Origin of the sequence: Algoriphagus sp. Y33 (assembly GCF_014838715.1) — a bacterium.
In the GTDB taxonomy this organism is placed as follows: Bacteria; Bacteroidota; Bacteroidia; order Cytophagales; family Cyclobacteriaceae; genus Algoriphagus.
Genome location: NZ_CP061947.1, coordinates 5870706 through 5892835, shown reverse-complemented (window position 1 = coordinate 5892835; position 22130 = coordinate 5870706). Strand labels below are relative to the sequence as shown.

Here is a 22130-nt window from a genome sequence, read left to right as displayed (position 1 = left end):
ATTCTTTCTGATATTTGTTAAAATTAGCCTTAATTTTTCAAAAACGACATGAATCAACTCAAAAGCATCATAAAGAACCAGGAAAACAAACGCCGAAGAAACTTCTTCTTTAAGCTGATTTTACTCCTGATTTTGATCGTGGGGCATGAATCAAACACATGGCTTTTGCCTGTTTTTGAGCGCTATACTATCCTTGCCAATGTTATCCGTGCGCTCATTTTCCTGATCAGCGGAAACCTTATTATCTCCCTCGCTCGCATCATTACACTTCAATTTTATCTCAAAAGAACTGAGGAATCCAGAGTGCAGCCAAATTTTATTGTCGGAATTGATCGTCTGGCTACTTTGTTCAACATGATAATCGTCTTGGTGGCTTTAATTTTACTTTTCGGAGTGGAACCTTTGAAATTTCTTACCAGCATCACTATAGTCGCCGCGGCAATTGCTCTGCTTACAAAGGATTACATCACTAATATAGTAAATGGATTGATTATCATGTTTTCGGACCAGTTGGAGATTGGCGATAAGATTTTGATTGGAAAAAACGTAGGGTTTATACGGGACATTACCTTAATCAATATGGTGCTCAAGAGTGAAACAGGTGAGATTATTATTGTGCCCAACACTCTAGCGCTGACTTCCGAAGTGGTGAACTACTCCAAGAATAATTCACATCAGATCATCCTCGATTCGGAAATCCCCTTTTATTCTGTGATCCAATTAAACGAGCTCGAAATGGAGCTGACTGAGTCCTTGAAAGCATTTTCCGACTACGTGTATGTGGATGGCGCACAGCTCAATATACTCGAAAGAAAGCCCGAAAGCATTATAATCCGCTACCAATTCCCGATCAAATCGGGAGAGAAAGTCATTGAGAAAAACGTCACTAAAACTATCAATCAAGCTTTAATCAACTGGTCTAATGAACATAGAAAAGCCTAATTACTTCGAACTGGTGTACCAAGTAGTACGATTAATCCCAAGCGGGAGAGTAACAAATTACGGTGCCATCGCCCATTATTTGGGAATAAAAAGTGGCGCAAGAATGGTAGGTTATGCCATGAACGCCGCCCATACGATGGATGACGTGCCAGCCCATCGCGTGGTAAACAGCCAAGGATTATTGACTGGAAAAAGCCATTTCTCCACCCCTACCGAGATGCAGGAACTGCTGGAAAAAGAAGGCATAAAAGTGGTGAAAGACAAAGTTCAGGATTTCGGGAAAGTCTTCTGGAATCCGGAGGTGGAGTTGGCTTTGTGATTATATTCTATAACATATTGACAGGAATAAAATCACCATGCGCTCCGATGGAAAGCTCCTTACTAGCCCACCCCCTTTTTCCACAGTCCAGCTGTCCCGATGGGATCATCAATTATATCAATTATATCAATTCTAAATCCTTAGGTGTAAAGGACTGATTGATTATAGCATTAAAGTGCTGCCGTTCCGTAGGAACAAATGGTCGGTAGAAAATAGGATCAACGCTAGATCAAGTCGTTCCATAGGAACGAGTGGTAAAAAATTATTTCTTCCTCAACAAATACAATCCAATAAACATAATCAAGCCATTTAGAATCAAGGCTTCGAAACCAAATTTATAGCCCCAAAACAGTTCTTCAGAATTCGAAGCTATGACAAAGGTCAATGTGGGGGCAAATACGGCCAGATAGGGCACAAATTTGTCCTGAATTTGCAATTTGGTAAACAGGCCAAAAGCATATAGTCCCAGCAAAGGTCCATACGTGTATCCCGCTATTACAAACACGGAATTAATTACACTCTGGTTATTGATCCAGTGAAAAGCCATAATCACCAAAAACATCACAAAGGTGAATGTTAGGTGGACATTCTTTCGAACAGACACGCGCTTTTCAGCTGGATATCTTTTTTCTATTTCAAGAAAATCAATGCAAAATGAGGTGGTAAGAGCTGTAAGGGTAGAATCCGCACTGGAATAAGCTGCAGCCGTGATGCCTAATACAAAAACAATCCCTGCAAATGGTGAGAAATATTGTGTGGCAAGCAATGGAAAAAGCTCATCTGTTTTGGATGGAATCTGCACACCTTGCGTTTCCGCATAGAGGTAAAGCAACACGCCCAAAGCCAAGAAAAGCAGGTTTACAAAAACCAGTATGGTCGTAAACCAGATCATATTCTTCTGGGCATCACCGATGTTTTTGCAGGTAAGATTCTTCTGCATCATATCCTGGTCCAGTCCGGTCATTACTATGGTAATAAATGCCCCAGAAACAAACTGCTTGAAGAAATTTGTACCGGCTTTCCAGTCCCAATTGAAAATCCGGGAGCGGGGATCATCGGAAACAGCTTTGAAATAATCGCTCACTCCGTCAAAGTTCAATTCATTTCCTACCATAATCACGCAAACCACCACGGCGGCTAGCATAAAGAACGTTTGTAGCGTATCCGTCCAAACTACCGTCTTGATACCTCCACGGTGAGTATAGAGCCAAATAAGCCCTACAGTAATAAGGACTGAAACCCAAAATGGAATGCCTAAGGAATCAAAAAGAATAAGCTGGAGTACACTTGCCACTAAAAAGACCCGGATAGATGAGCCTAAGGTTCTTGAAAGAATAAAGAAAAAAGCCCCTGTCTTATAGGACCAAAAGCCAAAGCGATCTTCCAGATAAGAGTATATCGAGACGAGATTCAATCGGTAATAAAGTGGCAGTAAGACCTTCGCTATAGTAAAATACCCCAGGGTGTAGCCTAAAACAACTTGGAAGTAAAAGAAGTTACTATTGCCTACTTCACCGGGAACAGAGATAAAAGTAACGCCTGAAAGCGAGGCTCCTATCATACCAAAAGCCACCAAAAACCACGGCGATTGTCGGTCTCCGGTGAAAAAGGTATCGGCGGAAACTTTGCGGGAAGTGAACCAGGAAATCAGAAATAGCAGTAAAAAATAACAACAGATTACCAGAAGGACTAGTTGGGAATTCATAAATCGTATCGATGTGGGTTCGCTAAGTTGTCCAATATTCTTAATTTTGCAAAATGAATCATTCAAACGAACCACTTCCGTATATAGAAGAGTCAGAAGTTCTGGTGGAGGATTTGATAGATATTGAATCGAATGACCTGATCGTGTACAATGATGAGTATAACACATTCGATCATGTGATCAAGATTCTCATGAAAGTCTGCAAGCACAGTATAGAGCAAGCAGAACAATGCACTATCACCATCCACTTCAAGGGAAAATGCGCGGTAAAAAAAGGGAGCATCACTGAGCTAAAACCTATGTGTGAGGCTATATTAGATGCCGGAATCCAAGCCGCAATAGTTTAAATCCACCCAGAATTGAATTTTCCTTCCAAACTGATAGAAGATGCTGTCACCGAAATATCCAGACTTCCTGGAATCGGCAAAAAGACAGCACTTCGACTTGCTCTTCATCTTCTCAAACAGCATGAAGCAAACACCGAGGCTTTGGCTTTGGCTATCACACGCATGCGTACTGAGATTCAGTACTGCAAAACCTGTCATAACATCTCAGATGCCGAAGAATGCAGTATTTGCTTGAGCCATCGTCGTGACTGTTCGGTTATCTGTGTGGTGGAAGACATCAGGGATGTGCTTGCAATAGAGAACACCAACCAGTTTCACGGCAAATACCATGTGCTTGGCGGAGTTATTTCCCCTATCCAAGGTATCGGCCCGGAAGAGCTGAAAATAGAATCTTTGCTGACCAGAGTAGAATCTGCCTCGCAAAGCGAACCTATTCAAGAAGTGATTTTGGCATTGAGCGCTACGATGGAAGGCGATACGACTTCTTTCTACTTGGCGAAAAGGCTAAAGGAAAAAGGTATCCGGGTAAGTTCAATCGCACGCGGCATACCGGTTGGTGGAGAATTGGAATTCACTGATGAAATAACCCTTGGCAGAAGCATCATGACTCGAATAAATTACGCTACTGAGTAAAATTTTCTTTGCACAGCAAAAACCTAGGTCTATATTTGCAAACTCAAATGGGGGATTAGCTCAGCTGGCTAGAGCGCTACACTGGCAGTGTAGAGGTCATCGGTTCGACTCCGTTATCCTCCACTTCAAAAGCTTCACAGAAATGTGAGGCTTTTTGTGTTTCATCAGAAACGTCATCCTGGTTATTACAGGGAGATCTGCCTAATATTGTTTAAATTCGCATGACTTAATTCCTGACAGGAAACCAACATGCGAAACCGAATTTTCACCCTTTTATTTTTTCTAATCACCATCAGTTCCTGCTCCTGCGAGCCTGAAAAAATTGCGAAATTTGCTTTCAAGGGAATGGAAGCGATGATGGGTAAAGGCTTCATGCCTTCTGATGAAATCCGTATGTTGGGAGATTTTCGGGGGATGAATGTAAACCTCAGTAAGTCAACATCGAACGACTCCACTACCTCTACGATTTACCTGAAACTAGAAAACGGTGATCCTCTACTTTTAGGAAATCAGCCCGAAGTTCTGGCAAGAAAATGTGCTGAACTTTACCTTCGCGATTTTGAAAAAGCCGAAGATTATCAACAAATTACCGTACAGTTTATCCAGACGGACCCAACTAATCCTGAGAATGTTGCCATGCAGGAGTATATGTTTGACACAAAAGATTTTTAACTTAACCTATTGTTTATGGAATTGCCAAATGAATACAAAAAACCACCTACTTCACTGGGGGAATGGGTAATCGTAGTGCTGGTCAAACGCCTTCCTTTGATCGGGCTCATCATGCTTATCGTATGGGCAACAGACAAAAACACCGATCCTGAAAAGGCAAATTGGGCCAAAGCAGAATTGATCGTCAAACTCATTATCTTCGCCGGCGTGATACTATTCATCGCTGTCATTGGCTTTGGTGTTTTTGCCAATTTTGCCGATGAAATAAACTGGTCTGACTTCGATTGATGAAATCGAGAATGCCCCAAGAATCACACAACCGGTATGAGTATAAGCCATGCGAGATTCCATATGACCATTGGAAATCAAATTATAAACAGATGAAAATAAAGGCTTTTTGCTCTGATATTGACGGGACACTCCTCAATTCAGTACGAGATCTATCTCCCCGCCTCAAAGCCGTGGTTGCTGATCTCCCCGCCGATTTCCCCGTGATCCTAGCAAGCTCCCGTATGCCCAATGCCATGCGCCATTTGCTTCATGACATGCATCGCTTTCCCCAACCTCTGATTAGTTACAACGGTGGCTATGTTTTGAGTGGCGATGGAGAAGTATTGGAAGATGTAAGCATTCCGGTGGATTTGGTGGCTAAAATTCTCCGTCTTACCCATAAAACCGACATACATGTCAGTTTGTATCAAGGCGAAAATTGGTATGAGGAAAAGGATGATTACTGGTCCCAGCGCGAAGTCCGGCATACCAAGGTTTCCTACACGTGGATGGCCGGACAGGAGGTACTGAATCTGTGGTCAAAGAATAATTCGGGAGCACATAAAGTCATGTGTATGGGGGAATCTCAGGAAATTGCCTGGCTGTTTGGGGAGCTTCATTCAGAACATTCTCTGGATATGCATCTCTACCGATCCAGCGACACGTATCTAGAGATTGCTCCTAGAGCCATTTCCAAAGCTACAGGGCTAAAGAAAATTTTAGATCATTATGATTTTGGAATGGAATCAGTGGTCGCTTTTGGCGACAACTACAACGACATCGATCTGCTACAGTCAGTCGGCTGGGGAGTTGCCGTGGACAATGCCCGGATGGAAGTCAAGGCTGTCGCTAATGAAATCACGCTTCCCAATAAAGAAGATGGAGTCGCTGCTATGCTTGAAAAAATTCGAGATTCGAAATTTGAGATTAATTCTTAACGCTAGAATCTTGGCTCTAAGCCACGAGACCCCACACAGAATAGCCCGTCTTTCTGGACATAACATTTAGTTATCAGTCATACAAAATGGAAATGACAGAAATTGTTCTTGGATCCAAAATAGTGTAATGAATCAATCTGTTCTTGATAAGAGATTGATTCACTCCTCCGTCGTTTGCAATGACGTGAAAAGATTGTCTCTCAGGTTCTTAATTCCTGGCTCTTGGTTCTAGACTCTACAAAAGTCCTGATCCATCTTCCACATCCTCGATGGCTTGAGCTAGGAACTGCTGCAATGGAATCATTTTCCGAAAACCTTCCAAGGCGATATTGATAAAACTCCCTGATTCAATATCCCCGTCTGAGATTTTTGAAGACACCGTAAAGCTCTTCAATCTCAGATAGTCAATAAACTCATGATCAGCCTCATAATCCCGTGGGCTGGTCTTGAGTTTTTCTCCGTCTATCTGTCCGAAAAGTGCTTTGAATTCCGGATTGCTTTCAATTTTCACCAGCTCTCCTCCGGAGTAATCAATTTCCCTACGGATTTTCTTTAAGGTTTCCGCCATCGGCATCCAGATTCCTCCTGCCACAAATGAATTGTCAGGCTGGATTTGCAAATAATACCCCGGGCCTTCCGACTTCTTTCCTTTGGGAGAAAAATAGGCTCCAAAGTTATTTTTGTAGGGCAATTTATTGGCCGAAAAGCGGATATCCCGATTTTGTCTGAATACACAGTCTTTAGGCTTAAATACCAATAGCTCCTGCTCCCATTCCCCAATTCCTTTGAGCAGAACTGCCACATCTTCCAAAAATTCAGCTCTTGTTTCCAAATACCATTTTTTATTGGCATCCATCCATTCTTTGGAATTATGTTCGGCAAGGGCGGTGAGGAAAGGCAAGTAGGGACGCATTGTTTATCGTATTTGTAACTTATGAAATCAAAAACCGTCAGAAGGCTGACATGAAAGTAAACTTTATTGAAGCAAAATTGATTTCAATTAGGAAGGAATTCTTCTTAAATTATATCGGATAATCCGAAAGCCATGACAACGAAATTAACACTGGACATCAACGAAGTTCTTGCCGAAAAAGCAAAAAAGTTTGCTGAAGCGCAAGGAAAGAGTCTATCGTCGCTAGTAGAAACACTTTTGGCGGACGCAACTAAAGCTGTTCCAAAAACTTTAGAAAAACCAAAGGTAAAGGATCCTGCACTCGTGAAACGAATTCTGGATGGAACTGAACCGATACCGGAAAGTTTGAAGAAGCTTTATGGAATATTAGAAGGGTATACTGAATATGAGCTAAATGAAGCCAAATACGAATATTTAAAGAAGAAATATGGGGTCTAGCTTTTTTATCGATTCCGACGTCATACTCGATTTATTACTAAAAAGGAAACCCTTCGACGCAGATTCTCTGTCAATTTTTAGCTCGCTATAAGCGGAGAGATCCATCTATACTGTTCTTCAATCATTTTAACAAATGTCCATTTCTTTCTGAGAAAAGCATTTGGAAAAGAAACAGCCTTGATTGGAATAGAAGATTTAATGTCTAAATGTACAACTCTACCTGTTGGTGAATCTGAAATCAGACGTGCAATATCAAGTCGTTTTTCTGATTTTGAAGATGCTATCCAATACTATACAGCTTTAGCTAATCCTGAAATCAGCGGAATAATCACCGGAAACACCTCAGATTACAAGCATTCGGATCCGCCTATTTTTTCTCCCGATTCCTTTTTGGCACTTTTCAAATAAAATCCACCAATCCCTCCAGCTTCATTCCACGGCTACCTTTGATCAAGATCAGGTAATCCTCCAGTTTACTATCCTGCAGCCAGTTTCTAAATGAAAAAGGATCCGGAAAATACAATGCTTTTGGATATTTGGCTAAGGCAGATACGATCAGCTGACCGGTAAAACAAACTTTTTCAATATCGTATTCACTTATAATTTCTCCCAATCGAGCATGCTCTGCTTCTGCATGAGCTCCCAACTCAAACATATCTCCTAGGATCAGCATTTTATGCTTCTTTCCCGTCATCTGTCCAAAAGTCCGGATAGCCACTTCCATGCTAGATGGATTGGCATTGTAAGCATCCAGGATAATCAGATTGCTGCGATTCTCGATCAATTGAGACCGCATATTAGACGGTTTATAATCTACTATAGCCTGGACAGCTTTCTGCATTTCTACTCCAAAAAACTTACCGATCGTCAGTGCAGTTGCGATATTTCCAAAATTATACGCCCCGATCAGTGAACTTAAGAAAATTTCATCTGAACCTTCTGTCGAAAACTTAACAAACGGATTGGCCTCTTCGAACATCACCTCACAGAAATCTCCCATCGAGGGATAAAGCACCGGACTTTCAAAGCGTTTTGACAGATTTGACAAAATAGGGTCCTGCGAATTGATAAACACCGTCCCACTTTTTTCTCTCAAAAACTGAAAAAGCTCCGTCTTGGTTTTCAATACCCCCTCGGGACCGCCCATACCCTCCAGATGTGCCCTTCCGATATTGGTGATCACCCCGTGGGTAGGCTCGGCGATCAGGCAAAGCTCGGCTATATCACCGGGTTTATTGGCTCCCATTTCCACGATTGCGATTTCATCTTCCTCCCCCATAGCAAGCAAAGTCAACGGCACACCGATATGGTTATTCAGGTTTCCAACAGTAGCAGCTGTTTGAAATTTCTTGCCCAAAACCGCCTTCATCAACTCCTTTGTAGTCGTTTTCCCATTCGAGCCGGTCAAACCAATGACAGGAATACCTAGATGCTTGCGATGGTAATTAGCCAAATCCTGAAGCATTTTCAATGAATCCTGCACCAAAAAATAACGCTCATCCTCCTCCACAAAACACTTAACATCATCGATCACAACAACAGATGCGCCCATTTCCAACGCTTTTGGCGCAAAGGAATTAGCATCGAAATTAGGGCCTTTCAGTGCAAAAAATAAATTGTCTTTTTCGATCTTTCTGGTGTCAGTACAGACCCCAGTACTATTTTTGAAAAGCGTATATAAAATGGAAATATTCATCGTTTTGGAAGGAATTAATTCCCAAAATAAAGGAATCATTCACATCTTTGAACTGAGACTGCCGTATTAATTTGTCATATCCCTTACCATTCCATGCGCAAATTCTGGATTTTCATTTTTCTCCTCAGCAGCTTTCAACTGAACGCGCAAGAAATTTTTCGAATTGATCAATACCCAAATGTTGAAGTAGACGGTGTTATACTGTCCTCTCCTTTCACAGGTGGGATTAATTCTGCACAGATCCAAACTATAGATCTTACAGGAGACGGGATAGAAGAATGGGTGACATGGGACATCAATTCCAGACAATTGCTGGTTTTCAGAAAAGAAGGGGAAACGTTCATTCACTTGCCCGAATTAAGTTACTTATTTCCGATAGACATCAGTGGATTTCTAGTTCTGGCAGATTTTGATGGAGATGGAAAAAAGGATCTTTTCACTTCCACAGCTCTTGGAATCAAAGCCTATAAAAATACATCTTCCGGAAATAGGATTTCATGGGAAGTAGCTCAAAACTTCCTGAAGCTGGATGGATCAGCTAACATCCAAACAAATAACCTGGATACTCCTCTAATTCAGGATCTGGATGGGGACGGTGATATGGATCTGGTGATTTTCAATTTTGCAGGCGGTGATTACATGGAGTTTTACAAAAACACAAGCATAGAGCGAAAAGGAACACCGGATATTGATGGTTTTGCCTTCGGAGAAAATCACTGGGGGAAATTTGAATTCTGCGGTTGCGGAGAGCTCTCATTTGGCAAGACCTGTGCCGGACTTGACCTAAACCCACGAAGGCTTCCTGACGAAAACGACAAGATACTTCATGCAGGAGGCCACTCTATTCTTTACAGAGACTTTGATGGGGATGGAATAGAAGACCTGGTTTTGGGTCGTGATGAGTGCAGCGTTCTCTATTTTCTTCCCAATACAGGAACTTCTACCGAGCCTATTTTCAATAGCTTTACCAACAGCCTTTCAGGCTATGGAAGCCTTCCCGAATTCCCCCTTTTTCATATTGGCCATATGATTGGTGATGATTTAATAGTGACTCTAAACACAAGTGAAACTTCCTTCGATTACAAAATTGACTTTGCCCAGTCCCTAGTAAAAATCAACAATCAAGGAAATCCTGACTATGATTTCCTACAGCACCGGATGATTGATCTGGGTGAAAACACAAGGCCTCTGTTCTTTGGCAACAAAAGTCTGGGGGAACTTATTGTCACAGCAAATACACTCACGGCAAATGGGCAGGTAAAATCCAAGCTTTCCAAATTTGCAATGGTTGATGGCAAACTCACCCAACTGGAAGAACAGAGTCTGGATCTATCCTCACTTGATCTTGTAGATGTGCAGTATATCAGTTATCGGGACAAAGCTGGGCAATCAATTTTGCTGGCCTCAGGTATCCAATATCAAAACAACATTCCAACCCAGGTGATTTATGATTTACGCGAAGCGGGGTCATCTCCTATTTCAATTACAGGATACACAGCACGGCGTGGCGATTACCTCCAATTTTTCAATTATGCCGCCCAAGACTATATGCTAGTAGCCTCTCAAAATGGGCGTTTAGACCTGTACACACTTGATTTTGGCACACATACCGCAGTTCTTCAGGAAACAGATTTCTTGGGCTTTAACGACAATCCGGCCAATCGAAATCTAAGTGTAGCAGTGGTCCAAAAACCCAATCCGGACCTCTATGCCATTGATCAAAATGGCGTAATCAGCAAAATTGTGGATTTCATGCAGTCCTCAACACGTACTGAGGTCTTGGTACAGATCCAAGGTCAAAATCTTCCCACTCGATTGGGAAGAAATACCTGGATAACTACTCTCATCCCCGCTTTCGATGGACCTATAGATTTAATAGCGGGCACAAGAGGAGGTGGTTTGATTTATTTGACTTCTACCGAGGGGTCAAATCCTGACACGAACGATTATAGAATCAAAGTATATCCCAACCCAAGCGATGGCCCTATTAAAGTTATTGCCAACAAAACCTCCACGGGAACTTTATTCAATTCACTCGGACAGGAATTACTAAGTAACATACAGATTCCGGCCAACTTAGAAATAGAAATACAGGCTAACTTTCTGCCTCCCGGATTATATATTCTCCGACTGGAATACGAAGGCAAATTTAGAGAAAGCCGTAAAATCTGGATGCGCTAATTACAGGACTGGCTTTTTGGATTGTCTGAAATAAGGTAGTTTTCGGGTTGAAATATAAATCCATGAAGAACATCTACTTACTCGCAATCCTGGGGATTATCCTCCTTTCTTGCTCTCCGGAAAAGTCCGACCCAGCCGATCTGATTTTTACCAATGGGGTCATCTACACAGTAAATGAAGACCAGCCCAAAGCCGAAGCTGTCGCTGTGAAAAACGGGATGATCATTGCGGTGGGTTCTGCCGAAGAAATAGAAAAACACAAAGCTGAAAACACCGAAGTAATTGATCTTCAAGGGAACACCATGACTCCTGGCATCATAGAATCCCACGCACACTTGATGGGAATCGGCTACAATAAGCTAGAGCTTGATCTAATGTATGTGAAAACTTACGACGAACTGGTGGAGAAAGTAGCCCAGGCTGTAGCCCAAGCAAAACCGGGAGAATGGATCACCGGTCGGGGCTGGCATCAGGACAAGTGGATCGAGAAACCTGAGAAAATGGTAAAAGGATTTCAAACCAATACGCAACTCAACGAAGTGTCTCCTGACAATCCTGTATACCTCTCCCATGCAAGTGGGCATGCGGCTTTTGCCAATGGAAAAGCACTGGAACTCGCCGGTATCAGCAATCTGAAAGGCGAGAGACCCGGTGAGGTTGAAGGCGGGGAGATTATTCTGGACGAATTGGGAAATCCCACCGGCATACTTTCTGAAAAAGCAGCAGGACTTGTAGCCCGATTGATTCCGGCAGAGACTCCCGAAAGAGCTGAGCAAGCATTGACTTTGGCCCTGCAAGAATTAAATGAAAAGGGAATCACAAGTTTCCATGATGCAGGAAGCGGACAAAATGTGATTGACCTCATCCAAAAATTCAAAAATGAGGGAAAGCTCACCGTACGCCAATATGTGATGCTTACAGGAACTCAACCTGCTCTTTTGGAGCAATGGTATGAAAGAGGCCCGATGATCGATTCCGCAGATCACATGCTTACCGTTCGTTCGATCAAACTCAACTGTGACGGTGCCTTGGGATCAAGAGGAGCCTGGCTTTTGGAAGACTATTCAGATAGACCTGGACATCGGGGCCACGAAACATTGCCGATGTCTGTGGTATCCGAGGTTTCAGAAAAAGCCATCCCGACAGGGTTTCAAGTTTGTGCTCATGCCATCGGTGACCGGGCAAACCAAGAAATTCTCGATAGATATGAAGCAGCATTTGCCAACAGCCCGGATTCCAAAAAGCTGAGATTCCGCATCGAGCATGCCCAGCATATTCATCCAGACGACATTCCCAGATTCGGTGAATTGGGAGTGATTGCTGCTATGCAGGCTATTCATTTGAGTTCGGACCGTCCTTGGGCGATTGACAGATTGGGCGAAAAAAGGATCATCGATGGAGCCTATGTATGGCAGAAATTGATGCAAAGTGGTGCGGTGGTCACTAATGGTACAGATGCGCCAGTCGAACCTGTAGATCCGATTCCTTCTTTTTATGCTTCTGTGACGCGTAAAACCTTGCAAGGGTTACCGGAAGGAGGCTACGAAGGAGATCAGAAAATGACTAGAGAAGAAGCGTTGAAAGCCTATACGTTGGATGGTGCATTTGCAGAATTTGATGAAGACTTCAAAGGATCAATTGAAGTTGGGAAAGCTGCGGATTTCACTGTTTTCGATAAAAATATCATGGAAATCCCCGAGGATGAAATTCTCGACACAAAAGTAGCGATGACTGTGGTCGGAGGAAAAATGGTCTATAAAACCCCGTGATACCTAAACAGAAACTCAGTTTACCTTACCGCAAAATCTAACCTGTAACAAAAAGTCTTGGATCTAAGATCTGAGACTTTTCTCCTTTTGATCTGTTGCATTTTCAGTTTTTCGTCCCTATTACAACCACATTGGCCAACAGGAGAGCCAATTTGTTTCAAAAAAACTTATTTTACACACTTAAACAGCTATAACTATGCAAAGACTCTTTACCTTTTTCTGGCTTTTTTGCCTGATTTGTAACCTAGCAATTGCCCAAGACGAAGCTACCAAGCCGATGACTTGGAAAGACATTCCTACCTGGAAATACATGAATAGTTCTTCCTTCAAAATCTCTCCGGACGGTCAATGGGTGGCCTATGGAATGATTGCGTTGGAAGCTGATGGAGAAGTAATTTTGCAAAAAGTGGGCGAGCCTGACTCTACGAAAACATTTAAAATAGGCTTTACCAATTTCCCCTCCATCGAATTCAGCGAAGACAGCAAGTGGATTGCGTTTAAAGAATATTCGACTTTCAAAGAAAAAGAAGCCAATAAGAAATCCAAAGGTAAGCCTCTTCACGACAAAGTTACGCTGATCAAACTAGGCTCTGACGATAAAGAAGATAAGAAAACCTTTGAAAACGTAAGCAATTTCTCCTTTAACGGAAAAGCTGCAACTCATCTGGCAGTCAATCTAACCAAAGATGGTGGCGGAGATGCTAAGGGCTCTGATCTCCTGATTTATCATCTCAAAACAAAAAAGGCGCAGAATCTCGGAAATGTAGCCGAGTTTGCTTTCAACAAAAGCGGAAACTATTTGGCATATACGGTAGATGCAGCCAATCAATCCGGAAATGGCATTTACCTAATGAACCTGGCCAATAACAGCACAACTGTGCTAGACTCTGACAAAGCTGCCTACAAATCCATCAATTGGACAGAAAAAGGTGATGCTTTCGCTGCGCTCAAAATGGTCAAAGATAAAAAGTACAAGCAAGATCAGGGGAAATTGGTTGGCGTAAAAAACCTGCCAAGCCCTCAAGTGACAGTATATGATCCGATTAAAGATTCTGTCGGATTTTCGAAAGAATATACGATCAGCCCAAATCGCCGACCGATGTGGTCAGAAGATTTGACCAGGCTTTTCTACGGTATTCACCCGTTGGTTTTAGCCAAAAAAGAAGAGGAAAAAAAAGAATTGGACAAAGATTCGGTAAAACTTGCAGAGTCTGAAGCGATGAAAAGAATCATGGCCGACACTTCTTTAAATTCCATTGCTGACCTAAAGAAAGCACTTTCGAAACTGGATTCAGGTAAAGTAAGTCCAAAAGATAAAGATGCAGACAAACCCGATATGACTATCTGGCATTGGAATGACAGTCGTCTTCAATCCCGTCAGCAAGTGCTGGAAAATCAGGATAAAAATTACAGCTTTTATGCCATGTATGATGTCGCAGCAGGCAAGCATATTCAGCTTCAGGATAGCACCATGCGTGATCTGAGTATTCTTGAAAAAGAGAAATATGCGATTGGCTCAGACAATCAATCCTATGAATTGCAAAGTAATCTGGATGGACAGAATTATCGTGATTTCTATATAGTAGACCTTAAAACAGGTGAGAAAAAGCCCCTTTTTACTAACTTTTATCTCCCGGGTTATTCTTCCTATCCCCGCAGCTCTCCGGATGGCACGAAGTTGATTTACGGTCACGATGGCCACTACTACAGCTATGATATTGCCTCAGGCGCAGAAATGAACCTAACGGCAAATTTGCCTGTCACCTTTGTAAATGTGGAAGATGATCACAATGTGAAAAAACCACTGCAAGGTGCACTTGGCTGGAGCAGTGACAGTGAATATGTGCTGCTTAATGATGGATGGGATATTTGGCAAGTGCCCGTAACAGGCAAGACCAAAGCAAGAAATCTCACTCAAAATGGGAGATCAGAAAAAATCAAATACCAGTACCGTTTTTCTCTTGATCCAGATGAAAAAGGCATAAACCTTAGCAAGCCACTTTACATCCGAGCTTATGGGGAATGGACTAAAAAAAGTGGGATTGCTGTAATCAATTCTTCTAAGAAGGGATTGGAACCTGGTGCAAAATTAGTAATCTGGGAAGATGCCAGTATTGGCTCTCTGAAAAAAGCAGAGAATGCTGAAGTTTATTTCTTTACCCAAGAAAAATTCAATGAACCTGACCAGATCTATGTAGCAGATGCTTCTCTTTCTTCCCCTTCCAAAGTAACCAATAATGCCCCTGATGCGGGGAAATATGCGTGGTCTTCAGGGACAAGATTGGTTGATTATGTATCTGACAAGGGAGATACACTTCAAGGTGCCCTATTTCTTCCTGCCAATTATGTAGAAGGAAAAAAATACCCGACAGTAGTTTATTATTACGAAAAGCTCTCCCAAACCCGTCATAACTGGACAAACCCCAGCTTTAGCGGAACAGGCTGGAACCCGAACATATATACGAGCAACGGATTTGCTGTATTTATTCCGGACATCGTCTATACCATGAATGATCCTGGTATGTCCGCAGTATGGTGTGTAATCCCGGGTGTGAAGGCAGCTATTGAAACAGGAGTAATCGATGAAGACAACATCGGAATCCACGGACACTCTTGGGGCGGGTATCAGACATCATTCCTGATCACCCAGACGGACATGTTCAAAGCAGCAGCAGCAGGTGCGCCCCTGACCAATATGATCTCAATGTACGACTTGATTTACTGGAATTCGGGTGGAGGAAATATGTCTATTTTCGAAGCGTCTCAGGGCAGGTTCACTGGAGGTCCGTGGGAAGACTGGGAGGCATACGAAAGAAACAGCCCTGTATATCATGTGAAGAATGTTAACACTCCGCTGTTGATGCTCCACAATGATAAAGACGGGGCGGTAGACTTTACTCAGGGAATTGAGTATTATTCCGCATTAAGGCGATTGAAAAAGCCTGTGATCCTAGTTCAGTACAAAGGAGAAAACCATGGTCTGGGCAAGCTCGAAAACCGAAAAGATTATTCCGTCAGAATGATGGAATTTTTTGACCATCATCTAAAGGGATCCGAAGCACCGGATTGGATGTCAAAAGGAATTGACAAAGTCGATCTGGAAGAGCATCTTGAAAAAAGAGTCTTTTAATCAAAGAGGAGCTGTAAAAGGCTCCTCTTTCTTGTTTTATCCATCCGGAAAGCAAAATGAAAAAAGTTTAACCCCCTTGGCATTCAACCCAATGTACTTCCCCCATCGTCCTAAGGTTGGGGAATAGTCTCACTTTTGCTTTCTTTAAATCCTGATTTTGCATTAGTCTTCGTTGAGGGCTAAAATTGCAAGAAAATCAGGATGTTTGGAAACTGAAGCATGGCACCGCTATGGTGAAGTCGAAAACTGCAGCGATGCTCCTGATTTTAAAGTAATTTTAGAACGCGATAGAAATGCTAATGCATAATGCAGGTTAAAGCCCATTTCGCATAAGCGAATCTTTATTATCCATGCAAGAAAATATCAACAGAAAGAACGGTATCCCGGAATTTGATTTCTCAAAACTAAGCTCCATATGCTACCAAGATGCAGACCCTGATTATCACGAACATCTGGAAACTTACCTTTATGAAGAAGATTTCGACAACGTCTGGGATGGCTATGTCAATATTTCTCCTGAACAAGCATGGAGTGGTCGAATGATCCATTTTCATCAGCTCTATACAAGACAAACGGGTGAAGAAGTCTTTCCTGGCCAAATTTATACAGGAGGCATGGGCGAAGGACAGGTACTTATTTTAAATCTTCATGTATTCAATGGCACCATTAAACTTCAAGTAGGTCATGAAGTGATGGAAGTCGACAAGACGAAAGGACTAATTCGAATCTGTTATCTGGAAAACTCCAAATCTGAAGGCTCCCAATTCATCCGCTTCAAATCGCTTTCTAATGGAAAAACCGAGGTTACACATAAGACATTGTATCGCAGTGGATCGTGGTTTAGAGACAAAATCATTTATCCCTACTTTCATACCAAAGCAATTAATGAGTTTCATGGAAACGTAAAGAACTGGATAGGCACAAGAGATCGAGCATGACTATACCATTACACGGAGCAATGATTATCAATCTCCCGAATGGAGTTCAGGACAGGTTATGACCTTTAAAAGGAAAGCAGATGATTTAAACCTACAATTAGGTGAATACTTAGAGAAGGAATCTGATTATCAGGCTCCTTTTTTTTGTATTTGGCTTTCTGTTTGTACCTTTTAGAAAAACGAAATTCACTCACAAACTTTTTTTATGATTGAGGACAGAGTAGAAACTTTTGACGCCATCATTATCGGATCCGGACAAGCCGGTAATCCTCTTGCGTTGGCACTAGCCAAAGAAAAATGGAAGGTTGCGCTGGTAGAAAAAGCAGCATTGGGAGGAACCTGCGTCAACACTGGGTGCACCCCAACTAAGGCCTATGTAGCAAGTGCCAGAGCAGCATGGGTTATTTCAACTGCTGATAAATTGGGAATCGAAGTTCCCAAATCGCCCAAAATCAATCTTAAAGCAATTAAAAAAAGAAAAGACAAACTGGTCAACGATTCCAGAATCGGGATACGGAAATCATTAAACGATTCACCTCAAATCTCCATGATCCGTGGCACTGCTACTTTTATTGATAAGACTAGAATAAAAGTAGGGTCACGAACACTAAAGTCTTACAAAATCTTCCTGAATGTAGGTGCAAGAGCAAGAATCCCGGAAGGTTTTGAGGATGTCAATTACCTCACAAACACCTCTATTCTTCAGCTCGACAAGATTCCTGATCATCTGCTCATAGTTGGGGGAAGTTACATTGGACTAGAGTTCGCTCAGATTTTCCGACGGCTAGGGTCAAAAGTCACTGTATTGGAAATGGGCAAAACGCTTATCTCGAAAGAGGATGAACACACTTCGGAAGCTGTCAGAGAAATACTGGAAAATGAAGGGATAAAGGTTATCTGCAGAGCCAAATGCCTTAAAGGAAAAGCCAAAAAATCAGGGAAAATTGGAGTGGCTTTCCGCCAAGACGGAAAAGACAAAGAGATCAATGGTTCTCATCTGCTGATCGCTACCGGAAGATTGCCTAATTCAGATTTGCTCAAACCGGAAAATGCGGGGCTTCAACTAAACGACAAGGGTTATTTCGAAGTAAATGAAAGACTTGAGGCCAATATAGCAGGAATTTACGCTCTGGGAGACTGCAATGGAAAAGGTGCCTTTACACACACCTCTTATAATGACTTTGAGATAATACAAGATCAGCTTTTCGGGGCAAAAGAAAGAACGCTGAATGACCGGATCACAAATTACGCTTTATATACCGATCCTCCGCTGGGAAGAGCAGGCATGACGCTCAAACAAGCGAGAGAGACGGGTAAGAAACTTCTTTTTGCCAGCATGCCCATGAGCAAAATTTCCAGAGCAAAGGAAAAAGGGGAAACTCAGGGAAAAATGGAAGTCATCGTAGATGCGGATTCCGAACAAATCCTCGGAGCAGCAGTTTTGGGGACTGGAGGGGATGAAATCATCGGGACGTTCTTAACCGCCATGTATGGAAACTTGAGCTATAAAAAGCTGATGAATTCCGTCCAGACCCATCCCACGGTAACCGAACTTATCCCTACCCTACTACAGCAACTCAAGCCTTTGGAGGATTGAAGAAATGAAGAAATCACATAAAATATACTCCATCCTGAATATGACGGTATTATTACTAGTCATCTTTTGGAACTATTGGGTAAATGCCAAGGGCTTAAATGGAAACACTATGAGTTCCCTAAGCGAGAAATACGCAAACCTATTTACACCGGCGGGATACGCATTTTCGATCTGGGGATTAATCTTTTTAGCTCTTTTAGCCCAAGCAAGCTTCTTTATTTCGAGAGCATTCAGTTCAATCAAGGATTCTGATTTTCTTTCACAGATCGGTCCTTACTTGATCATGGCCAATATTGGCAATGGGCTCTGGATTTACATGTGGCTTATGGAATTCACGGGGATGAGCATCGTTATTATGTGTGGAATTTTAACTTGTCTGATTATTACAATTCTGAACACGAATATGGAACGATGGGATGCTCCACGTCCCATTATTTTTTGGCTATGGTGGCCAATTGCACTTTACAGTGGTTGGATAGCGGTGGCTACTATCGCAAATATATCAGCGTACCTGGCGAAGGTAGGTTGGGATGGCGGCATATCAGAAATTACTTGGACAATACTAATGATTACTGTCGCTGTACTTCTCAATCTCTTTATGATTATAAGTCGAAATCTTCGGGAATTTGCATCTGTGGGGGTGTGGGCCTTAGTCGCCATTGCAATAAGGCACTGGGAGAGCATTCCGTCAATCCAATGGGCAGCACTTATCGGCGCTGTGGTTCTCTTCGCAGCCATAAGTTATCATGGCTATCAAAATAGAGAAACAGCTCCATTTAAACCTAAGTAAACCAGCCAATATGAGAACCTTGACCTATCCCGAAAAATTTGCCTTGGCAATGCCACTTTTGGCAGCAGCAGGAATCATGCTTCTGTCAAAAAAAACAAAGAACAGGATCTGGAAACTGTTCCTTACGTAGACCTTGAAAAATACGCTGGAGACTGGTATGAGATCGCTTCGTTTCCCCAGTCTTTTCAAAAAGAATGCACGTGCACCAAAGCGAACTATTCAGCGAATGAAGACGGCACCATAACCGTGATAAACAGCTGTAATCTACCCGAAGGGAAAACAAAAATTTCCACCGCAAAGGCCTTTGTAGAGGATGGCTCAGGCAATGCCAAGCTAAAAGTGCAGTTCTTTTGGCCATTGAAGGGAAAATACTGGATCATAGACTTAGCCAAAGATTACTCTTATGCTGTGGTCGGACATCCCAATCACAACTATCTCTGGATCCTATCCAGAACACCTGAGATAGATGATACGCTCTACGAAAAACTTCTGGAAGGTATTGCCGAAAAAGGGTTTGATATCGGCAAACTTGAAAAAACAATTCAATCTGAATGCTGAGCAAGCTGAAATCCCGGAAGCTTAATTTCCAGGATTTTTTTTACTTCTACCTATACATTTTGATTAGTCAAATGCATGGTACAATCGACAGTTAAGCCATATGCTTCTGAATCCATCAAATTTATTCCAAAATAGAAAGTCAGTAATTAGATATTTTTTGATATTTTGAGCCTAGCTAAGGTGGCTATAACTTATATTGACATGGAATTTTTAGAGGGATTAGATCCTCAACTCAAACTGTTTTGGTATATCGCTATACCTATTTCATTGGTTTTCATACTCCAGACGATCTTGACATTTGTAGGATCAGGAGGCTCTGACGGCATTGAGGCTGACTTTGATGGGGATTTGGATGGTGCAGAAGCTCCATTCCAGCTTTTCTCCTTGCGAAACCTGATCAATTTCTTGCTCGGATTTAGCTGGGCAGGGATTTCTTTTTATGCGATAATCCCAAATTACCCCCTACTTCTGCTAATCAGTTTGACAATAGGATTTGCTTTTGTTTATTCCTTTTTTCTAATAATTAGGCAAATTCAAAAGCTAGGAGAAGACAACACTTTTCGTTTGGAAAAAACGCTGAATAAAATTGCCAACGTTTATCTAGCCATTCCCGGCAACATGCAGGGCAAAGGAAAAATTATGGTAAGCCTGAATGGTTCGGTGCGTGAACTTGATGCTATGACTGAACAAGATAAAATAGAAACCAATGCCACCGTTAGAATCATGCGGGTAGAAAGTGGCAATATCCTCATCGTAGAAAAGCTTTAAATCAATTCTTTTATGGATCCATTAATTCTTATTGTTGTCGCGACAGTTGTTGTCTTCGTGACTATTTTGGCACTCGTCTCCCGTTACAAACGCTGTCCTTCTGACAAAATACTTGTCGTCTATGGGAAAACAGGAGGCACTTCCGCCAGATGTATACATGGCGGTGGAGCTTTCATCTGGCCGGTAATTCAGGATTATGCTTATCTGGACTTGAAACCGATTTCCATTGAAGCTAATCTGACCAATGCACTAAGCCGTCAGAATATCCGGGTGGACGTTCCCTGTAGATTCACTATTGCTATTTCTACTGACACAGACACGATGAATACAGCTGCCGAGCGTCTATTGGGTCTAGCACATGAGCAAATCCAAGAGCTTTCAAAAGATATTCTTTTTGGTCAGTTACGTTTGGTGATTGCGACAATGACCATTGAAGAAATTAACTCTGACAGAGATAAATTTCTAGAAAGTATCTCCAAGAATGTGGACAGCGAGCTGAAGAAAATCGGCTTGAAACTGATAAACGTCAACGTAACGGATATCAAAGACGAATCGGGATACATCGAGGCTCTGGGAAAAGAAGCTGCCGCAAAAGCAATCAACGAAGCAAAAATCTCAGTAGCTGAGCAAGAGAAAATCGGTGAAACCGGAAAAGCTCTTGCAGATCGTGAAAAAGACGTTCAGATTGCTGACACCCAGCGTGACCGTGATGTGAAAATCGCGATTACCAATAAAAACCGGGAAGTCAGTATAGCTGAGGCTGCAAAAGACGAAAGTATCGGTAAAGCCGAAGCGCAACGAGACACCCGTGTAAAAACATCGGAGGCGAATGCCATTGCGATCAAAGGGGAAAACGAAGCCAAAATCTCCATTGCCCAATCCGATGCACAGCGAAGGGAAAAAGAGGCAGAGGCTTTGAGGATTGCACTTGCCTCGGAAAAAGTGCAAAGTGCAAAGGCTCTAGAGGAAGCCTACCTAGCGGAGCAAAAAGCAGAAACAGCCAGGGCAGAAAGAGAACGCTCCACGCAAAATGCCAACATTGTCATTCCGGCAGAAATAGCCAAACAACGGGCAATCATAGATGCACAAGCAGAGGCTGAGCGAATCAGAGAGCATGCAAAAGGTGAAGCTGATGCGATCTATGCTAAGATGGAAGCCGAAGCAAAAGGGCTCTTTGAAATATTGACGAAACAAGCAGAAGGCTACCGGGAGGTTGTAAGTGCTGCGGGGGGAGATCCTACCAAAGCATTCCAATTGCTACTGATTGAGAAACTGCCTGAACTGGTAAAAACCCAAGTGGAAGCAGTGAAAAATATTAAGATTGATAAAATCACGGTTTGGGATTCGGGACAAGGTGAAAACGGAAACGGCTCCACAGCCAATTTTGTCTCTGGAATGATGAAGACAGTTCCACCATTAAATGAATTATTCAACATGGCGGGCTTGAATCTGCCTACATACTTGAAGGGAGATGACTTAAAAGAGCCGCCCCAAGCCAAAGAGAAGCCGAAACCTGAAGAGTAATA

The 22130-nt window shown here is 42.4% G+C and carries 21 protein-coding genes and 1 tRNA gene; 19 read left to right on the top strand and 3 right to left on the bottom strand.

Features of this window, described 5'->3' with window-relative positions; genetic code table 11:
• Positions 1-48 precede the first annotated feature (48 nt).
• Positions 49-942: a mechanosensitive ion channel family protein gene (locus tag ID165_RS24260; RefSeq protein WP_192347970.1), complete on the top strand. Its 894-nt coding sequence runs from the start codon at positions 49-51 to the stop codon at positions 940-942.
• Positions 923-1261 carry an MGMT family protein gene (locus ID165_RS24255; RefSeq protein ID WP_192347969.1) on the top strand — a complete coding sequence of 113 codons (339 nt, stop codon included), beginning with the start codon at positions 923-925 and terminating at the stop codon, positions 1259-1261. The genes ID165_RS24260 and ID165_RS24255 overlap by 20 nt, the downstream gene beginning before the upstream one ends.
• 262 nt (positions 1262-1523) lie before the next feature.
• Here ID165_RS24255 and ID165_RS24250 read toward each other — a convergent pair whose 3' ends face one another.
• Positions 1524-2966, bottom strand: a complete 1443-nt coding sequence (locus ID165_RS24250) for a sodium:solute symporter (RefSeq protein WP_192347968.1) — start codon at positions 2964-2966, stop codon at positions 1524-1526.
• Positions 2967-3019: 53 nt separating this feature from the next.
• Here ID165_RS24250 and ID165_RS24245 point away from each other — a divergent pair, with 53 nt between their 5' ends.
• From ID165_RS24245 to ID165_RS24220, 6 genes are all read left to right on the top strand, one after another.
• Positions 3020-3313: an ATP-dependent Clp protease adaptor ClpS gene (locus tag ID165_RS24245; RefSeq protein ID WP_192347967.1), complete on the top strand. Its 294-nt coding sequence runs from the start codon at positions 3020-3022 to the stop codon at positions 3311-3313.
• A gap of 12 nt (positions 3314-3325) precedes the next feature.
• The gene (gene recR, locus ID165_RS24240) at positions 3326-3946 is read left to right on the top strand and encodes a recombination mediator RecR (protein ID WP_192347966.1); all 621 of its coding nucleotides are present in this window, start codon (positions 3326-3328) and stop codon (positions 3944-3946) included.
• Positions 3947-3995: 49 nt separating this feature from the next.
• Positions 3996-4069 (top strand) — tRNA-Ala (locus ID165_RS24235).
• A 126-nt stretch (positions 4070-4195) separates the two neighbouring features.
• On the top strand, positions 4196-4618 hold the full coding sequence (locus tag ID165_RS24230; RefSeq protein ID WP_192347965.1) for a hypothetical protein: 423 nt from the start codon (positions 4196-4198) through the stop codon (positions 4616-4618).
• Between the two features lie 15 nt (positions 4619-4633).
• Positions 4634-4906, top strand: coding sequence for a hypothetical protein (locus ID165_RS24225; RefSeq protein ID WP_192347964.1), 273 nt, complete (start codon positions 4634-4636; stop codon positions 4904-4906).
• A 92-nt stretch (positions 4907-4998) separates the two neighbouring features.
• On the top strand, positions 4999-5826 hold the full coding sequence (locus ID165_RS24220; RefSeq protein ID WP_192347963.1) for a Cof-type HAD-IIB family hydrolase: 828 nt from the start codon (positions 4999-5001) through the stop codon (positions 5824-5826).
• A 235-nt stretch (positions 5827-6061) separates the two neighbouring features.
• On the opposite strand, the gene ID165_RS24215 is transcribed toward ID165_RS24220, so the two are convergent.
• Positions 6062-6739: a DUF2461 domain-containing protein gene (locus ID165_RS24215; RefSeq protein WP_192347962.1), complete on the bottom strand. Its 678-nt coding sequence runs from the start codon at positions 6737-6739 to the stop codon at positions 6062-6064.
• A 132-nt stretch (positions 6740-6871) separates the two neighbouring features.
• On the opposite strand from ID165_RS24215, the gene ID165_RS24210 reads away from it, so the two are divergent.
• Both ID165_RS24210 and ID165_RS24205 read left to right on the top strand, forming a co-directional pair.
• Positions 6872-7177 carry a DUF6364 family protein gene (locus tag ID165_RS24210; protein ID WP_192347961.1) on the top strand — a complete coding sequence of 102 codons (306 nt, stop codon included), beginning with the start codon at positions 6872-6874 and terminating at the stop codon, positions 7175-7177.
• An 87-nt stretch (positions 7178-7264) separates the two neighbouring features.
• The gene (locus tag ID165_RS24205) at positions 7265-7585 is read left to right on the top strand and encodes a type II toxin-antitoxin system VapC family toxin (RefSeq protein ID WP_370539768.1); all 321 of its coding nucleotides are present in this window, start codon (positions 7265-7267) and stop codon (positions 7583-7585) included.
• Here ID165_RS24205 and murF read toward each other — a convergent pair.
• A complete protein-coding gene (gene murF / locus ID165_RS24200; RefSeq protein WP_192347959.1) occupies positions 7578-8873 on the bottom strand; it encodes a UDP-N-acetylmuramoyl-tripeptide--D-alanyl-D-alanine ligase in 1296 nt (431 codons plus the stop codon). The genes ID165_RS24205 and murF overlap by 8 nt on opposite strands.
• A 93-nt stretch (positions 8874-8966) precedes the next feature.
• On the opposite strand from murF, the gene ID165_RS24195 reads away from it, so the two are divergent.
• The 9 genes from ID165_RS24195 (at position 8967) to ID165_RS24155 (ending at position 22128) form a co-directional block, all read left to right on the top strand.
• Entirely contained in the window at positions 8967-11054 is a 2088-nt protein-coding gene (locus ID165_RS24195; protein WP_192347958.1) for an FG-GAP-like repeat-containing protein, read from the top strand.
• A 62-nt stretch (positions 11055-11116) separates the two neighbouring features.
• Positions 11117-12823 carry an amidohydrolase gene (locus ID165_RS24190; protein WP_192347957.1) on the top strand — a complete coding sequence of 569 codons (1707 nt, stop codon included), beginning with the start codon at positions 11117-11119 and terminating at the stop codon, positions 12821-12823.
• 196 nt (positions 12824-13019) lie between these two features.
• Positions 13020-15953 carry a prolyl oligopeptidase family serine peptidase gene (locus ID165_RS24185; protein WP_192347956.1) on the top strand — a complete coding sequence of 978 codons (2934 nt, stop codon included), beginning with the start codon at positions 13020-13022 and terminating at the stop codon, positions 15951-15953.
• 350 nt (positions 15954-16303) lie between these two features.
• Positions 16304-16891, top strand: a complete 588-nt coding sequence (locus ID165_RS24180; protein WP_192347955.1) for a hypothetical protein — start codon at positions 16304-16306, stop codon at positions 16889-16891.
• Between the two features lie 205 nt (positions 16892-17096).
• Positions 17097-18488: a mercuric reductase gene (locus tag ID165_RS24175; protein WP_192347954.1), complete on the top strand. Its 1392-nt coding sequence runs from the start codon at positions 17097-17099 to the stop codon at positions 18486-18488.
• Positions 18489-18597: 109 nt separating this feature from the next.
• Positions 18598-19278, top strand: a complete 681-nt coding sequence (locus ID165_RS24170) for a hypothetical protein (protein ID WP_225586888.1) — start codon at positions 18598-18600, stop codon at positions 19276-19278.
• Between the two features lie 108 nt (positions 19279-19386).
• Entirely contained in the window at positions 19387-19836 is a 450-nt protein-coding gene (locus tag ID165_RS24165) for a lipocalin family protein (protein ID WP_225587164.1), read from the top strand.
• A 201-nt stretch (positions 19837-20037) separates the two neighbouring features.
• A complete protein-coding gene (locus ID165_RS24160) occupies positions 20038-20604 on the top strand; it encodes an NfeD family protein (RefSeq protein WP_192347952.1) in 567 nt (188 codons plus the stop codon).
• A gap of 12 nt (positions 20605-20616) precedes the next feature.
• A complete protein-coding gene (locus ID165_RS24155) occupies positions 20617-22128 on the top strand; it encodes a flotillin family protein (protein WP_192347951.1) in 1512 nt (503 codons plus the stop codon).
• Positions 22129-22130: the final 2 nt, after the last annotated feature.

Bases quoted from the DNA above. Each gene is read 5' to 3' on its own strand.
- ID165_RS24175 (WP_192347954.1), top strand. From the start codon at position 17,097: ATGATTGAGGACAGAGTAGAAACTTTTGACGCCATCATTATCGGATCC.
- ID165_RS24190 (WP_192347957.1), top strand. From the start codon at position 11,117: ATGAAGAACATCTACTTACTCGCAATCCTGGGGATTATCCTCCTTTCT.
- ID165_RS24185 (WP_192347956.1), top strand. From the start codon at position 13,020: ATGCAAAGACTCTTTACCTTTTTCTGGCTTTTTTGCCTGATTTGTAAC.
- ID165_RS24220 (WP_192347963.1), top strand. From the start codon at position 4,999: ATGAAAATAAAGGCTTTTTGCTCTGATATTGACGGGACACTCCTCAAT.
- ID165_RS24230 (WP_192347965.1), top strand. From the start codon at position 4,196: ATGCGAAACCGAATTTTCACCCTTTTATTTTTTCTAATCACCATCAGT.
- ID165_RS24195 (WP_192347958.1), top strand. From the start codon at position 8,967: ATGCGCAAATTCTGGATTTTCATTTTTCTCCTCAGCAGCTTTCAACTG.
- ID165_RS24155 (WP_192347951.1), top strand. From the start codon at position 20,617: ATGGATCCATTAATTCTTATTGTTGTCGCGACAGTTGTTGTCTTCGTG.
- ID165_RS24225 (WP_192347964.1), top strand. From the start codon at position 4,634: ATGGAATTGCCAAATGAATACAAAAAACCACCTACTTCACTGGGGGAA.
- ID165_RS24210 (WP_192347961.1), top strand. From the start codon at position 6,872: ATGACAACGAAATTAACACTGGACATCAACGAAGTTCTTGCCGAAAAA.
- ID165_RS24260 (WP_192347970.1), top strand. From the start codon at position 49: ATGAATCAACTCAAAAGCATCATAAAGAACCAGGAAAACAAACGCCGA.
- ID165_RS24215 (WP_192347962.1), bottom strand. From the start codon at position 6,739: ATGCGTCCCTACTTGCCTTTCCTCACCGCCCTTGCCGAACATAATTCC.
- murF (WP_192347959.1), bottom strand. From the start codon at position 8,873: ATGAATATTTCCATTTTATATACGCTTTTCAAAAATAGTACTGGGGTC.
- ID165_RS24170 (WP_225586888.1), top strand. From the start codon at position 18,598: ATGAGTTCCCTAAGCGAGAAATACGCAAACCTATTTACACCGGCGGGA.
- ID165_RS24160 (WP_192347952.1), top strand. From the start codon at position 20,038: ATGGAATTTTTAGAGGGATTAGATCCTCAACTCAAACTGTTTTGGTAT.
- ID165_RS24245 (WP_192347967.1), top strand. From the start codon at position 3,020: ATGAATCATTCAAACGAACCACTTCCGTATATAGAAGAGTCAGAAGTT.
- ID165_RS24255 (WP_192347969.1), top strand. From the start codon at position 923: ATGAACATAGAAAAGCCTAATTACTTCGAACTGGTGTACCAAGTAGTA.
- ID165_RS24250 (WP_192347968.1), bottom strand. From the start codon at position 2,966: ATGAATTCCCAACTAGTCCTTCTGGTAATCTGTTGTTATTTTTTACTG.
- ID165_RS24180 (WP_192347955.1), top strand. From the start codon at position 16,304: ATGCAAGAAAATATCAACAGAAAGAACGGTATCCCGGAATTTGATTTC.